The organism is Pigmentibacter sp. JX0631 (assembly GCF_029873255.1).
Lineage (GTDB): Bacteria > Bdellovibrionota_B > Oligoflexia > Silvanigrellales > Silvanigrellaceae > Silvanigrella.
In genome coordinates this window covers 1153723-1170457 of the sequence record NZ_CP123622.1, presented here as the reverse complement: position 1 = coordinate 1170457, position 16735 = coordinate 1153723, and the positions used below count along the sequence as shown (strand labels likewise).

The 16735-nt window shown below is 27.2% G+C and carries 12 protein-coding genes; 9 read left to right on the top strand and 3 right to left on the bottom strand.

The features are described from left to right. Positions 1-69: 69 nt before the first annotated feature. Entirely contained in the window at positions 70-789 is a 720-nt protein-coding gene (locus tag QEJ31_RS05015) for a transporter substrate-binding domain-containing protein (protein WP_280592683.1), read from the top strand. On the opposite strand, the gene QEJ31_RS05010 is transcribed toward QEJ31_RS05015, so the two are convergent. Beyond that, positions 786-2282 (bottom strand): hypothetical protein, encoded by a 1497-nt coding sequence (locus QEJ31_RS05010; RefSeq protein WP_280592682.1) that lies wholly within the window; start codon positions 2280-2282, stop codon positions 786-788. The two genes, QEJ31_RS05015 and QEJ31_RS05010, sit on opposite strands and share 4 nt — an antisense overlap. 323 nt (positions 2283-2605) lie before the next feature. Between QEJ31_RS05010 and QEJ31_RS05005 the strand changes: the two genes are divergently transcribed. After that, on the top strand, positions 2606-4753 hold the full coding sequence (locus QEJ31_RS05005; protein WP_280592681.1) for a S8/S53 family peptidase: 2148 nt from the start codon (positions 2606-2608) through the stop codon (positions 4751-4753). Positions 4754-4756: 3 nt separating this feature from the next. Here QEJ31_RS05005 and QEJ31_RS05000 read toward each other — a convergent pair whose 3' ends face one another. Further along, positions 4757-5890, bottom strand: a complete 1134-nt coding sequence (locus QEJ31_RS05000) for a cyclic nucleotide-binding domain-containing protein (RefSeq protein ID WP_280592680.1) — start codon at positions 5888-5890, stop codon at positions 4757-4759. Between the two features lie 234 nt (positions 5891-6124). Between QEJ31_RS05000 and purH the strand changes: the two genes are divergently transcribed. The 3 genes from purH (at position 6125) to QEJ31_RS04985 (ending at position 9450) form a co-directional block, all read left to right on the top strand. Then, on the top strand, positions 6125-7777 hold the full coding sequence (gene purH, locus QEJ31_RS04995; RefSeq protein WP_280592679.1) for a bifunctional phosphoribosylaminoimidazolecarboxamide formyltransferase/IMP cyclohydrolase: 1653 nt from the start codon (positions 6125-6127) through the stop codon (positions 7775-7777). Positions 7778-7893: 116 nt separating this feature from the next. Next, positions 7894-8661 carry a transporter substrate-binding domain-containing protein gene (locus QEJ31_RS04990; protein WP_280592678.1) on the top strand — a complete coding sequence of 256 codons (768 nt, stop codon included), beginning with the start codon at positions 7894-7896 and terminating at the stop codon, positions 8659-8661. Between the two features lie 15 nt (positions 8662-8676). Then, the gene (locus tag QEJ31_RS04985; protein ID WP_280592677.1) at positions 8677-9450 is read left to right on the top strand and encodes a transporter substrate-binding domain-containing protein; all 774 of its coding nucleotides are present in this window, start codon (positions 8677-8679) and stop codon (positions 9448-9450) included. 3 nt (positions 9451-9453) lie between these two features. Here the strand turns inward: QEJ31_RS04985 and QEJ31_RS04980 are convergent, their stop codons facing one another. After that, positions 9454-10821 (bottom strand): DHA2 family efflux MFS transporter permease subunit, encoded by a 1368-nt coding sequence (locus tag QEJ31_RS04980; RefSeq protein WP_280592676.1) that lies wholly within the window; start codon positions 10819-10821, stop codon positions 9454-9456. Between the two features lie 175 nt (positions 10822-10996). Here QEJ31_RS04980 and QEJ31_RS04975 point away from each other — a divergent pair, with 175 nt between their 5' ends. From QEJ31_RS04975 to QEJ31_RS04960, 4 genes are all read left to right on the top strand, one after another. Continuing rightward, entirely contained in the window at positions 10997-12736 is a 1740-nt protein-coding gene (locus tag QEJ31_RS04975) for an ABC transporter ATP-binding protein (protein WP_280592675.1), read from the top strand. A 3-nt stretch (positions 12737-12739) separates the two neighbouring features. Beyond that, a complete protein-coding gene (locus QEJ31_RS04970; RefSeq protein ID WP_280592674.1) occupies positions 12740-14623 on the top strand; it encodes an ABC transporter ATP-binding protein/permease in 1884 nt (627 codons plus the stop codon). 9 nt (positions 14624-14632) lie between these two features. Further along, positions 14633-15412, top strand: coding sequence for an SDR family NAD(P)-dependent oxidoreductase (locus QEJ31_RS04965; protein WP_280592673.1), 780 nt, complete (start codon positions 14633-14635; stop codon positions 15410-15412). 86 nt (positions 15413-15498) lie between these two features. Further along, the gene (locus QEJ31_RS04960) at positions 15499-16731 is read left to right on the top strand and encodes a S8 family serine peptidase (protein WP_280592672.1); all 1233 of its coding nucleotides are present in this window, start codon (positions 15499-15501) and stop codon (positions 16729-16731) included. The last annotated feature ends 4 nt before the right edge of the window (positions 16732-16735 follow it).

Here is a 16735-nt window from a genome sequence, read left to right as displayed (position 1 = left end):
AAGCGCTATATTTATAATTTTTATAAATATATTATAATGTAAATAATGTGGAAGCAAAGGGAACAAGTTTTGAAAATAATTTACTGTATTCTTATTTTTATATTTTCTTCTGTATTTGCCAGTGAAGCTGAAAAAAGTGTTCACATAGGTAGAATTATGTATACACAAAACCAAATTCTAGGTTCACTTATTTTAACTGATATTTATGAACAAGCAAAAATTCCATTTGAATTTATTGATTTGCCTGGCTATAGAGTTACCGAAGAATTAAAAAATGGGAATATTTGTGCAGAAGTTTTTCGTCCATTTAGTTATGGAGAAGATTATCCTTATTTTATCAGAATTTCCCAACCTATAAACTATATGCAATTAAAAGCTTATGCTTTAAAAAGAAAAAACATTAAAATTCAAAATTGGGAGAGTTTAAAAAATCACACAATTGGAATTATAAAAGGTTCTGTATTAGTAGAAAAAAAGACTTCAGAAGTAAAAGATAAAATACTTGTCAATACAATTGAGCAACTCATAGAAATGCTAATTAAACAAAGAGTTGATTTGTTTATTACAGATGAATTTAATGCAAAAATAGAAATAAGAAAATCAGAACATGCTAAGTTAATTGAAGAATTAAATCCAGCATTGACTGAAAAAATTCCTCTATATCATTACTTTAATAATAAATGTAAAAATATTTCAGAAGTTATTGAAAAGAAAGTAAAGGAACTTGTTCAAGGAAAAAAATTAGAAAATATCATAGAGAATAATAGAAAAAAAATGTTAAAAAATTAACTTTTCTTATTTAATTTTATAAAGTTTGAATTTGGATATAACTGATAAAATAAATTTTTGTATTTTTCTTCAGAATTTGTATCTTTTATTTTTTCAGCATATTTTCCTAATAATACTGCGGAAGGAAAATACCAAAAAGGTGGATTGTTTTTTAAATACTTGTCTTCTATTTTCTTTATGTTATTTTCTAAAAAGTATTTTTCAATTTCACTAAATGAAATATTATTTTGTACCATTTTGCTTGCATTTAAATTTATCAAAACAAGATTTTTTAAATCATCTTCTATTTTTTTTGATACTTGGATTGAATTTATCTCATTAAAGTAACTTAAATACTCTTTTTCATTCTTTTGATTAATGTGGGCTAACGCCTGAGTATAATTATAGAATAAATTTCCAAAGTTTCCTAGTCCATCAGGCTTTTTAAGTTTTATTAATTCATCCCATTTTTCAAATCTAGCAAGTACAGTATGCTCCAATGTTAAATAGATATCTCTGTAGTCGGGGATATCTTGCATTCTATTTAAATCCATTTTTGCTTTAATTTCTTGTGCATTTTTTAAGGCAAGATCAAAATTATTAGTCAAGTATCCCAGAAATGTTAAAAAATGCTGAGAATGTAAATAATGATATTCGTAATAATATGAACTTAATCCAATACCATTTTTTTTGAAGTAATTTTCATCTAATTTAATTGCATTTATATTTGCTTGAATTGCTTCCTGATACATACCTCTGTGCCAGTAAACATGATTTGGCATGTGGGCAAAATGAGCAAGATAATTATTGTGAAAAGTTGGGAGTAATTTCGCTGCCATTAATACATGTGAATCATTGATATCAGATTCTTGCATATGAATGTAGGTATGTAGAATTCCGGGATGGAGTTTAAATTTTCGGTTCAGGAATGATTTTTGCATCAGCTCCACGGCTTCTTTTTTTAAATTTTCATTATTTTGTTGATTACAATGAAAGTTGTCGGAACTAGAAATGGGGTAGTAGTAAATTGCGTCAACTAGCAAGGCAAGTGATTCTGAGTTCCATTCTGGATCGTTTTGAAAATTTCCATATAGTATTTTTAAAGCTTCAATATAATTTTTTTGCAGAGAATTTAAATCTTCTTTTTCCTTTAAGCTAAATGCTTTTTCTAAAGCAATTGTAACAGCATAGTAAAAACTTTGCTTATTTTTAATTAAAATTTTAGCATTATTAATTTCATTAATCCCTAAATTGGCAAAAGATTTTCCAAGTTCGATTGCTTGCTGTTTTTTTGCCATAGCCAGACCTAAGTAGCAGGGGCCGCAACTTGGATCAAATTGCAGAGCCATACGAAAATTTTGTTCAGCTTGCGAATATGAATAAGCATAGTAAAGAAGCATTCCTTCATCATACAAAATTTTAGTATGTGTGTTTTTGCTAATATTTTTATATGTCAAAGCAAATACTTGGCAAGAAAAAAGACAAAAAAGAATTCCTAGTAGTCTTTTTAGCATAAAAATTTCTTTCTTTTCCAAATTGTTATTTAAACTACAAAGTCTGCAGTAATGAATGACTAAAGCTAACAAAATCAAAAATATAGAGCCATTTTTAAAGAAAACAAAAAATATTGTCAAGTTTTTAATATAATTTAATTACTACAAATATTTTGTTTCTACTTTAGACAGAAACTTTTTATATTTTATTTAAACCATGAAATAATAATATTTTTATCATAAAATTTTTAATAATTAAATTATTTATAATTTGTAAATTTTTTAAATAAAATATAAATCAACAAATGCAATTGAATAATAAACATTTTATTTGGAAGACTAGTATGAAATATCCTTTATTTAAAAAATTTAGTTTGTTTTTAATTTTAGTATGTAATGGTTATGTCTATGCAGAATATACGGCAGAAAATTATGCGCACACTGCTTACCCAAATAATTTTACACCAGTATATCATGGTATTGATGTAACAGTAATTGATTCGGAAGTTAAAAGTAATCCTTACTTAAATATTATTAAAAATATATATCACATAAATAAAAATATTCATTTTAATGAAAATGATATGGTTGAGTATGAAAAAAATGTTAATGACTATAACACTTCGAGACAAATAAGAATTCATGGTACAGCAATATCATCTATAATTGGTTCAACTGCCTTAAATAATAAAAGCAAGCATTCTCTGGGTATATTTCCAGCAATTCCAATTATAAATAGGGTTGCAATCCCGAATATTAATGCTAGTCAACCATTTTTAGAAGCTTTAAAAGCAGCAGTATTTTCTGGAAATGAAAAAATAATTAATATTTCAGGTGGATATCAAGGCGATGACTATCAAGTTTGGCATGATACCTTATCAAGTTTAACTGATAGAAATGATTTTCTTATTATTGCATCTGTTGGAAATGATCATTTTAATATGGATTTATTGGGCCCAGATAAATTAATTTGGCCATCAGCTTACAAACCAACAAAAGTAAAAGCTAAAAATAATGATCCCGTACTTAGAGTAGGCGCTATAAAGTATTTAGATAATCATTCAGTAGAACTCTACACAAATGCACTAGGTGGCGGTTCCCGTTATAGTCCAAAAAGAGTTGACATTGCAGCTTTGGGGCATAATGTTCCATATCTTGATGAAAATGGACAAATATCATATGCAAATGGGACTTCAATGTCAGCAGCAATTGTAAGTGGTGTTACTGCAGTCATTTGGAATTGCCGTCCTCATGCAACAGCTCAAGAAATTAAACAAATATTAATTGAAACAGCGGACGTCTACGACAATCTTAAAAATTATGTAAAAGAAGGTCGAGTATTAAATTCCATTAAAGCAATCCAAAATGCATGTACTTTCGATGAAAGTAACATGGAAAATAGTCCAACTCATGAAGATGAAACAATAGAAGCAATCCCTGAATTAAATAACATTCATAAAAATGATTTAAAAAATATTCCAGTGAAATGGAAAATAAATATTTCTAACAATGGCTATGAAAACTATACATTAGCAAGTCATAATTCACTAAAATCATATGTAGAAAAATTTAGTGTTGTTAATAATGATCATGATCTGCAATTCTTTTTAACTGAATCTGGGCAAATAGTTACAACTGATGGAGAAAAAGATTCTATCCCACTCTGTTTAACTGTAGCATCTGTAGAATCTTCAACATGGCAAAAAATAGGTTTTTTACCCTGTAGAAAATCACTAAAAATGTATCAGGAATGGGATTTAAGAGGAATTCCTGCAAAAATATTTCCAAATGAAAAATATGTTTTTTCCTCTTTAAAATTAAAAAATGCTGATATTTGTTTACGTATGAAAAATCGATTTATTCATTGGGGAGATTTATTTGTCTCCCACTGCGCAGATTATAATGATCCAAGATACTTTTTATCTTTAGAGTTTGATCAAACTAATGCTGGTTTTTCTAAAATTGATCCAATAGATTATGATTATAGAAAATTAAAAGTTGGTGATAAACAAGTAGGATCTTCTTATTACAATTATGCTTTACTAAAAAATGAATCACAATTTGTTTTTAGATATGATATTAGTACTTTTAGAATGCTTGGTTTCAAAGAAGGGGGTAGTTATGATTATAAAATGTATTGCATCATAAAAAATAATGACTCACCTTTTAAAAAGCCAAGAATTGAAATGGTAGGAAAAGGTTATAGTTATTTAAAAATTTCTGAGTGTAATGAAAATGTTCTTCCAAAAGAGCAATTTTATCCTGTTTCTAATAAATATAATAAAGATAGTTTTTATTTATTTAGTTTATTAGAAGAAGAAAAAGCCATTTCAATTAATGAATTTATTACAGGATTTTCTCAAAAAGAAAGAATTGATACGCATAAAAATTTATGTGTAGGCAGTCATAAAGGATATTTGTGGCTAGGAGAATGTGCTGGTTATGTGATAGATAGTTGGCATGAGCAAAGCAGTTTTTATTTTGCAGATTAATTCTTAAAATATATTTTCAAAACCTACTATAAATGCAGCCCATACTCCGATTAAAATATGGGAAATGCTTACTCCGATAAGTGAATTTTGTTTGGCATAGAGCCATCCCCAGAATATTCCAGGTACAAATACTGATAAGGCAAATCCTGCACTAATATGTGAATGTCCGCCTGCAAAAAGAATATTTGATAAAATTATTGCAGACCATTTAGTTTTAAATTTAGATCCCGTTAGAAATTTTTGTAATGCTGATTGAATGCCACTTCTAACAATTAATTCTTGAATGGGGACAAATACAATATACCCAGAAAGAGCTGCAAAATAAACTTTCATATTTATGTCAGCTGCAGATTTAAAAATTGCTGTAGGATCAAATAAGGGAATATTATTTAATCTTGGGATAAATAATATTAAACAAAATTTAATTGTTAAAATAATAATAAGAAAAGGTATGGTGTAAATAATAGATTCAAATACAGACTTTTTCCAATGTTCAGTTGTTATTCCAAATGCTTTTAAAGGGTAACCGCTTTTTAACATCATCGATATAATAAAATAACAAAACATAGATAATACAAGGATTGTTACTACAGTGGAGTTTGACATGTAATTTTTAAGTTTTTGTAACATTTGTAAAGATATTGCATAGAGTGTAGTGATTGCAATAATATTAACAGCAAAATTTCCGATTGCTAATCTTTCTTTTAAAACTTCAACTGTAACTTCATTTGTGTAACGTAAGCGTTTTGATATTTTGTCTCCAAAATATGCAGTAAATTTTGCATAAATATCTAGATAATTACTGTCTGTTTTTATTTTTTCTAAATCAAAGCAAATTAATTTTGATTCTTCGATAGATTTAACACTAGCTGAACGAGCTGAATTTTCAAATAAAGCCATCTCCCCAACAATTTCCCCGCTATTTAATTTTGCTAATGGATAATATCTGTCACCATTTTTTTTTATTATTTCAACTTCACCTTCAAGAATAATGTAAAATTTTTGTTCAACTTTGCCTTCATGAATAAAAATTTCTCCAGATTTTAATTTTAATTCAAATGAAATTTCTTGCAGTCTTTCTATTTGACTATCTGTTAAGTCTGTAAATAATGAAAATTTTCTAAGCTCATTAAACATGTAAATCCACTTTAGTGAATGATTAATTCAAATATAACCGCTACAAAATAAAGAAAAAAACTAAATTTTTGTTGCATTTTGGCTTTCGGAAATTGAAAAACAAATATTAGGCATATCTTTTTTTTATAGTCAATGTTATCTGCTTGGGGAGAAAAAAGCGTGATCAGCGCTTTAATTTTAATCTTAAATTTATAAAAAATATTTTTAATTCCAATTACTTAGAGTGAGGACACTATGAGCATTCAAGTTGTACAAGTAAAAATTGAAGATCATATAACTGTGAAAAGAATATTGCTTTCATTAAGTGATAAAACAGGATTGCTAGAAATCTGTAAAGCTTTTTCCAAGATTGATTGCGAATTGTATGCCACTTCTTCTACATATAAAGCTATTAAAGAATTGGGGTACTCCTGCCAACGGATTGAAAATATAACTGAATTTCCAGAAATATTAGGAGGCCGAGTAAAAACACTCCATCCTAAGATATTTGGAGGAATTTTAGGACGCCCTGCACTGGAGAGTGATTTTGGAGATATGCAAAAACATGGTATTTTACCTTTTGATGTAGTTATTTGTAATTTATACCCATTTCAATCTGCCGTTGAGAAAGTTTCTTCTGAAGCAGAACTGATTGAAAACATTGACATTGGTGGAGTTAGCTTGTTACGAGCTGCAGCTAAAAATCATGCTTCGGTTTCAATTCTTTGTGATGTTAGAGATTATCATCCTTTTCTTCAAGAATTAGAAAAAAATAATGGAAAAATATCTTATGAATTTAGAAAAAAACTTGCATTAAAAGCGTTTAAAGAAACAGCTGCATATGATCAAACAATTGCAAATGCACTTGAGAAAAAATTTGAATTAAAGAATAATCTTGACAATAAGAATGGTCCTATTCGTGAAACAAATGTTCTAAATATTGATCATATACCTGATTCAGTTACTTTATCATTGAAAAAAGAAAAAACACTCCGTTATGGAGAAAATCCTCATCAAAAAGCTGCATTATATAGTTTTTCTGACATAAATGAACACAAATATTCCTGCTTAACAAATATGGAATGTTTTCATGGAAAAGAACTAAGTTACAATAATGTTCTAGATATTGAACATGCTATTCGATTGGCTTATGAATTTAAAACGAAAAAAGCAGCAGTTATCTTAAAACATAATACACCATGTGGAGTAGGGGTATCTCATTCTTCAATTTATCAAGCATATGTAGATGCTTTTAATTCTGATCCGGTAAGCCCTTTTGGAGGAATAGTTTGTTTAACCGATACTGTCTCAGAAGAATTAGCAAATAAAATGAGTGAAATATTCTTAGAAGTAATTATTGCTCCTAATTTTACAAATGAAGCATTAATTGTACTGCAAAAAAAGAAAAATCTTCGTTTAGTTAAATTCAATTTTGAATTACCACTAGCGAGTAAAACTATCTTTACACAAGTGCAAGGTGGTTTTTTAGCACAAAGCTCTAATGAAAGTGTATTAAATTTAAATTCTGTAACGTATCCGACTATTGTAAAACCAAGTAATGAAATTATGGATTCTTTAATTATTGGCATGACTGTTGTAAAACATGTTCGTTCAAATGCAATTGTATTGGCAAATTCAAGGCAAACGCTTTCTATTGCAGGAGGATTTACCAACAGAGTTGATGCAGTTGAACATTGTCTAAATAAAACAAGACTAAGTTTGGACAATGCTATATTAGCTAGTGACGCTTTTTTTCCTTTTCCTGATAGTATAGATTTAATTCACAAAGCTGGTATTAAATATATTATACAACCTGGTGGTAGTGTCCAAGATTCTGAAGTAATCAAAGCTTGCGACAATTATGGAATTGCTATGGTATTTACAGGTGTGAGACATTTTAAGCATTAAAATTAGTCTTGAATTTCTTAGTAACATTGTATTGTCAAAAAAATTCTTTTTATTTATCTAATTTAAAAAAATTCCATTATACTTATAAATGATAACTTTTAGTAAATGGAATTTACATGAAAAAAATTTTACTTATCCTATTATTTTCGATTTTTAATTCAGCTTTTGCAGACTATAATTCAGTTAGCATAGCATGGGATTATAATTGCCCATGGATGTGTAATACTCCCTCTAAGCCAGGGTTTTTATTTGAATTGGTAACGGAAATCTATCGTTTGAGTAATATAAAAATTCAGTTTCAAAAAAATTCTTGGCCATTAGCAAAATTAGAAGTTAAAGAAGGCCGTGCATTAGGATTACTAAGTCCCTCTAAAGAGGAGGCTGTAGGATTTTATTTTCCAAAAAAACATTTAGCGAAAAGACATATGTGTTTTTTTGCGAGTAAAAACCTAAATTGGATCTATACTGATGAAAGATCATTAACAAACATTAAATTAGGAATTTCATTTAGAAATACATACAATGAATTAAATAAATATATTGATCTCAACAGAGAAAATATAAAAAAACTTAAATTTTTAAACGTTGAAAATATATATGAAACTGGATTTGAGTATTTGAAATCTAAGCAGTTTGACGTACTTTTGGTTGATCATTCTGCAGCTGATTATTATTTAAAAAAAACAAATCAAGAACAAGAATTTAAAAAAGTTGGTTGTCTTGAGCTTGAGAAAATATACCTAGCTTTTACCCCAAAATTTCAAAATAAAAGTAATTATTTAGCTAGTATTCTAGATAAAAATATTGAAATTTTAAAAAATAATAATTTTTTTGAAGTGCTAAAGAAAAAATATGAAATTGATGAATTTAATTTTGAAGAATAATAATATGGAGAATTTATGCAGTATCTTAAAATTATTATAATTCTATTCTTTTTATTTTTTGGAAAAATAGCTTATTCAGAATCAATAAATATTGCTTATAATATTTGGTGTCCTTGGATGTGTGATAATTTAGATAAACCTGGTCTCGTCATAGAGCTAGTTGAAAATGCTTATAAAAATGAAGGAATTAACGTTGAGTTTCAAAAAACATCATGGAGTATTGCTGTAAATGAAGTACGTGAAGGCAAAATTAATGGAATTTTAGCACCTGCTAAGGGGGAAGCTCCTGATTTTATTTTTAGTCATGAAGCAGTAGCATATCAACAAATGTGTTTTTATGTTAAAAAATTATCAAAATGGTCTTTTAAAAACGTTGAATCTTTGAAGGATATTAATATTGCAACAATACAAGGAGCTAATTATCCTGGACTAACAGATTATTTAAATAAAAATCATTCTGATAAAAAAGTAAAAGTAAACCAAATTAGTGCTGAAGATGTTTTTAATGCAGGTTTTAAATTACTTGGAAGTAATGATGTTGACGCATTTGTAGTAGATTCTATTACAGCCGACTTTTTTTTAAAAAACAATTTTTATAATGACCAATATAAAAAAGTGGGCTGTTTAAAAGCAGAAAATTTATATTTTGCATTAAGTCCAAAAAATAAAGAGAAAAGTCTTCGACTGATGAAATTATTTGATAATAGTTTTCAGACAATAAAATTAACAGAAAACTTTCAAAAACTATATGATAAATATGGTATACAGAAATGGGAAATTAAGAATTGAAATTTAAATTCTTAATTTCCTAATAAAAAATAAATTTAAAAGAAAAATAACTGATAAAGTTAAAAATGTATATTGGAATGCTTCAATATTATGGGTTATTCCTGAATTTTGACTATTATTTAATGTAAATAAATGAATTAGAAATGCGTTAATACAAATACAAAGCGTTAATGAAAATTGTTGATTTGTACTTTGTAAACTTGTTGCAGCACTTTTATCTTTAGCTTCAATATTTAAATATCCAATAACAGCTGAACATGATATTTGAATAGTATAAAATACACCATAAATAATACCTAAAAAAATTAAGTAGAAGTAATTGATATTAGAAATCAAATAAAATGCAAATATGCAAGAAGAAAGTAATAAAGTATTTAAAGTTAAAAGTTTTTTATATCCAAAATATTTGACGATATATGGAATGAATGGCCTTATTAAAATTGCTCCAAATGCAATAGGTGCAGTAAATAAACCTGAATACAATGGATTTAATTTAAAATATGTTTGCAACATAATTGGCAGAATAAATGAAATACCACCAGCTGCGATTATAGAAATTAGTAATTGAATATTTCCAATTTGAAATGAATTAATTTTAAATAAATTTAAATCTAATATTGAATTTTCTGTTTTTTTTGAATGTATAATGTATAAAAAAACAAATCCAATTCCAATTAGTAGTAATGTCCAAATTATTGCTTTAGAAATTAGATTTTCACTAATATTTTCTGCGCTAAATGCTATTAATGTCAATCCAATCGCTATTAAAATAAATCCTTTTATATCAAGTTTTTTTGGCATTTTAGCTATTTCATTAGGTATAAACTTATAAGCCATCAAAAATTCAAAAATTCCTAAAGGGATATTTATAAAAAATATCCAATGCCAAGAATAGTAAGTAGTAATATAGCCTCCAAGCAATGGTCCTAAAACGGGTCCAATTAATGCAATAAGAGAAATATAACTCATAATTTTTAGAAGATCTTGATTAGAAAAAGATTGCAAAACAATAAGTCTACCAATGGGAATCATCAATGCTCCGCCAATGCCTTGGATAAAGCGAAATAAAGCGAGTTGAAATATAGACTGAGAAAGACCGCAAAACAATGAACTTAAAGTAAATATGACAATAGCAGAAAGAAATATTTTTTTAGTTCCAAACTTATCCGCTAGCCAACCACTAATTGGGATAAAGATAGCTAAAGCCATTAAGTAACTGGTAATAGCAATTTTAATAGTTAATGGTGCAGCATTAAAGCTTTCTGCAATCTGGGGAATTGAAGTATTAATTATTGTTGTATCAAGTAGTTCTATGAAGAAAGCCATTGCCACAATTACAATAATGGCAAAATTTTTGGAAAAAAATTGCATAAAATCCTTTCTTAAACCGAGAATGTACTATTAAGAGAAAATGAAACTATTTACAACAAAATTATGGTATTACTTAAATTTTATTAAATTAAGATATTTTTCTGTTTAAATTCAATTTGAAATTTCGATGTTTTTTCTATACTATGTATTAAAATAATATTCAATGGGTCATTTAATGCTTACTAAAAATAATTTATTTAAAAAAATTTTTTTCATGCGGTTTAGATATAAGTTAATAATTTTTCTATTAAGTTTGATTTCTAGTCTTTTTTCTTTACTCGTTCCTTTTTATCAAAAAGAATTAATTGATTATCTTAATTTAATAAGAGAATTTAGTGTCAATTATCAATATTTAAAATATATTTTATTTATTTTTGTTTTTTCATTTATTTCTCAAATATTTCTGTATTTTGCAAAATATGTTGCTTTAAAAGAAGGAAGTTTTTTGCAAACATGGTTATCAAATTTTACTTATGCAAAAGCGTTAAGAATTAAAAGTGATGCTGATAATAAAATATCTGTTGGAGAATCTTTATCTATTTATGCGACAGATATACAAACTTCAGTTACTTTTATTGATGATATTTTCCCGAATTTCATTTCTTACCTTATTCCTGTGATGCTTGCTCCATTTGCAATATATTTTATAACAGGTCTTAACCCATTAATAATATTTTCTATTGTAGGAGGAATTCTTGCAATTAATATTACACTTGGACTAAAACAAGGAAGACTATTTTTTAAAAATAAATTTTATTCTTCTTTAAGAATTGGAGTCGTATCTGAGTGGATTTTAAATATAAGAATTATACGTATGTTAGGTTGGACAGAGGGAATTGAAAAAAAAATAAAAGTATATCGTGAACTAGAAACTTTAAATAGAATTTCTATGGTAAGAAATGCTGCTGTTATTAATTCTATAGGATATTCTTCTCCTTTCATAATAAATATTTTTAGTATTTATTTACTGTATAAAGTAGATCCAGCGTCATTTACAGCTGGAAAGATTTTTAGTCTTTTTTGGCTTTTTAGTGTACTTCTAACAAGACCTATGCGAATGATACCGATAATGTTTGTTTCAATTACTGATAGTTTCACTTCTATTAGGAGAATTCAAAATTTTTGGGAGCAAGAATTAGAAGAGTATGAATCTAAACTTCCTAGTTTTGAATATTCAAGTTTTTTTATTAGAATTAAAGAACTATACTATATAAAAGAGAATAAAATTTTACTTGAAAATATATCTTTGGATATAAAGTCTAACGAATTTGTTGCTATAATAGGAGAGTTTGGGTCTGGAAAAAGCTTAATTATTCAGGCTTTACTAAATTTAATAAAGACAAATTATAAAGAGTTTACTATAAATAATAGATCATTAAATGATATTTCACTGTCAGAGTTAAGATCGTATTTTAGTTATGTTCCCCAAGATTTTTTTGTTATAAATTCTAACTTAAGAGATAATGTCGCATTTGAATTTAATTATACATCTACTAATGATGAGAGAGTAAATAATTGTTTGGAATTGTCTCAATTTAAACATGAAAATGAACAGTTTTTACTGGGATTAGAATCTAATATTGGAGAGCGAGGTATTAATTTATCTGGTGGTCAAAAGCAAAGAATTTCTTTAGCAAGAGCATGCTACTCAGAAAGACCTATAATTTTATTAGATGATTGTTTAAGTGCTTTGGATGTTAATACTCAAGAAAAGGTAATTAACGAATTATTGAATGGATACTGGAAAAATAAAATAAGAATTTTAGTAACTCATAAATTATCTGTTTTAAATAGTTGTGATAGAGTTATTTTTATAAAAAATGGAAAAATTGTTGAAAATGGAAATTTTCGTGAATTAATTAAAAACTCTCAAGATGTAAGAAACTTTCTATCTAATATTGTATTACAGGAATAAGTTATGTTTATAGATAATAATGTTGATGAAGTATCTAGTGCAAATAGTTTTTCTAATTCAGTATATAAAACAATTTATTTATCCTTAAAAGATAATATTAATAATTTTTATTTTCTTACATTTTTAGGTTTCATGGGAAGAGCTTGTTTATTAATAAACGCCAATATAATTGGTATTTGGGTTGATAAATTATGTGTTAACAATGCAATTTGCGAAAATAGAAATAGCTATTTTAAAAATTATACATTTGATCAGTTTTTTACACTACTTTTATTCTTATCATTTATTGGATTTGCATTAAGTTTATATTTCCGATTTAATATTTCTAAAATAGGAACATTGTCTACCGCTAAAATTTATGATGAAACAACATACAGAGTATCTCGTTTTCCTATTCATTTTTTTGATACAAATCAATTTGGGAAAATAATTACCAGATTTAGTAGTGACTATTCTGCTATTACAAGAATGTCAGGAGGTCCGTTAGCTGAGGTTTTATCTTTAATTTTTGATTTGGTATTATTTTGTTTACTAATATTGCTTGCTAGTCCTTACTTTTTTCCTGTTTTACTTTTTTTAGTTGGTTTAAACTTTTATTTATATAAAAAAAATAAATTCTTAATAAGAAAAGAAAGAAGGCAACTAAATATTTATAGAGCGCCTACAATAACTCATTTTTCAGAAACTATTCAAGGTGCAAAAGTTATAAAAGTGTATGGTAAAGAAAATGTCTTTACAAATAAGTTTAACGAAAAATTAAAGGAATTTATTTTTCAGAGATTTAGAACTTTGAATTTAGTTAGTTTTTTTTCTTTAAAAATGAGTTTTTTGAATATTGCCATATTTTTTATTACAGGAGCTTTAGGAGCTTTTTTAATGAAATTTTATTACATTTCTTTAGGCTCACTTATAGTGGTTCTTACTTTTATATTAATGACTTCGTCATCTGTGCAAGTATTTTTTGAATGGTTAGCCCTTATAGAAGAAGCTTTAACAGGAATTGAAAGGTTGGATTCTTATCTAAAAATGAATTTGGAAGAAGGTAATTTTCTGCCGATTGAAGCGCAGTTTAATAACGGAAAGAAAAATTATTCTTCTAATCACTTAAGAAATGTTGCTAATCCACTGAATGGTTTAAAAAATGCTAAATTAACTGTAAAAAACTTAAGTTTAAGGTACTTTGACCACACACCTATTATTTTGAAGGATATTTCATTTGATGTTGAAGCTGGAGAAAAAATTGGGATAATTGGAAAAACTGGAAGCGGAAAATCTTCATTGATTAATGCTATTTTTTATTTATACCCGTTTCTCAATGGGAAAATTACAATAAATAATTATGAGCCTATTCTTAATGAAAATAAAATAGTACTAGATAATTATATAAGTCTTAAAGACTTTCGTTCTAGTTTGTCTCTAATTTCACAAGAACCTATTTTGTTTTCGGGAACACTAAGAGATAATTTAATTCTAGATAAAAATATATCTGACGACGAAATTTTTGAAGTAACAAAAAAATTAGGATTGAGAAAGGTATTCAGTAGTGGTAAAAAAATATTAGACACTGAAATGAAGGAAAATGGTGGAAATTTTTCTTTAGGCGAAAAACAATTGCTCTGTATGACTAGATGCCTTCTACAAAATAGACCAATTGTTTTAATGGATGAAGCCACAAGTTCAATCGATCCTTATTCTGAGGAGTTATTAGTGAATGCTACAAATCAATTTTTACACGGCAAAACACAAATTATTGTGGCACATCAATTATCAACAGTTGAAAAATGCGATCGTATTCTTTGGCTGGACTCAGGAAAAATTATACAGTTTACTTCACCAGAAATAGTACTAAAAGCATTTAAAAACTTTGAAGATACAAAATTTAACTAAGGAGAAATAATGAGTACTGAAAAGTGGGTTATTGGTACAGGGTTTTCAAGAGGAATTGGCTTTGAATTAGCAAAAATAATTAAAGATAATAATTACAAAATTATTCACTTGGGTAGAGGACAGTGTGGATTTGAAGATCATTTCATTTGGTGGGATTTATTAAATCCTATAACTGATAGCCCAATTTTAGAACTTTCTAAAAATTTGTATGGTAAACAAATAGCTGGTTTTATATACGCAGCGGGAGTGATGCCAATATTGTCGGTTAGTGAATCGAATAGGACAGAGAAACATTTGTTTTGGCAATCTCAAGCTGAATCTTTAAGAATAAATTACCTTTCATGTGCTGAAATAATTGAAGACATTCTTCCTTTTATTATGAGTAAAAATGACACGGATTCACAAATAACTCCTTTTGTTGCTCATTTATCATCGCTTGCAGCTATCGATCCATTTCCTGGTCTTGAATTGTACGGGGGGTCTAAAGCAGCCTGTTTATTTTATTTTAAATGGCTTTCAAAACGTTTTGCAATGGATGAGTTGACATGTTTATCTGTTCATCCAGGGACTGTAAATACAGATATGGTAAATAATATACTACAAAATTCGTCTAATGATCTCAGTATTGTGAAACTGTATCAAAAAATGAAACAAAATAATGAATTTATTGAGCCAGCAAAAGCAGCTGAAAAAATTTATAAGTTTTTATTTAATGATTCAGAATTAAGAAATAATTCCCATGGGAAACTATTTCTAGCTGATAAAGGCTCGATTTTTGAGCAAAAATAAAATATAAAATTACCAATCCTCTTGATAAATAAAATATCCAAACTATAATTGAATAAACAATAATATTAAGGTTGATAAAATATACAATGATAAAATATTTGTTTATTTTCTTTGTTTTTTCTGTTTATTCTTGTTCAAAATTTACAATTAATGATGATAAAATTCTAACAACATCAGATGGTTCATACGTGATTGAAACAGGACTAAATGATTTGGAACTATTAAGTTATGGCAAAGAAGTAATATATCGATTTAAAACAGTACCAAATATGATAGCTGTTAAATCTATTAATATGGGGAAAAACGATCACAATTTTATTTATTTGAATAGTATTTATAAAATACCAGAAAGTAATGAAAAAAAAAGACCATATTTCAATAATTTAAATTCTAGTTTAACTACGACAAACAGTTGTTTTAATGCTTACTGTGAGGCAAACTTTGATAAAGCCTTGTCAGAAATTCAGACAAAAAATCTTAATTTGTATCCAATTAAAGTTGCCATTGTTGACTCGGGAGTTATTCCGTCAACCTATTTAATTAAAAATAATTTAGTTGATATAATTAACTTAACTAATGATGAAAATAAAAAAAACTGGGCATCACATGCAACTTATATTGCATCAATATTTACTGGAACTGTAGAACAGTCTGTAGTAAAAAATATCTATGCAAAAAATTCCAAAATTTCATCTTTAAAAATTACTTTTTCTGACGATCCTGATGCCAATTTAAATAAGAATTATGGATCGATGCAGCTTGCAGTTGCAATGGATTATGCTGTTTATTTGGGAGCAAAGTTAGTAAATTTAAGTTTGTCATATACAGAAAAGCCTGATCCAAATGTAGAGTTAGCTGAAAAAATTATTATTTCTCAAGCGGCAAAAAGTAATGTTTTATTTCTTGTTGCTGCTGGAAATGAGTCAACTGACTTACAACAGTTACCAGTTTATCCCGCTTCTTATAATTTGAATAATATAATAACTGTAGGCTCTCATTCCTCATATCTGAGTTTAGCTTCTAGCTCAAATTATGGAGATGATGTTGATATTTCTGCCCAAGCAAGTTTAATAGAATTAAATAATAAAAATGGTGAATTAGAATTTGTTTCTGGAACAAGTTTTGCAGCCCCACTTGTCGGAGCAGCTTTATCGCTGTATTTTGGAATTTTTCCGTCTGCAAATATTAATAGAGCTTTAACAGATTTATTTTCAAGTGCAAATAATGCATATTCAAGTTATTATGGTGTTAGCAAAAAAACAAAATATGGTCGCTTAGATGTAAAAGCATTTATAGATAGCGGATTTAAAAACAATTAGTGTA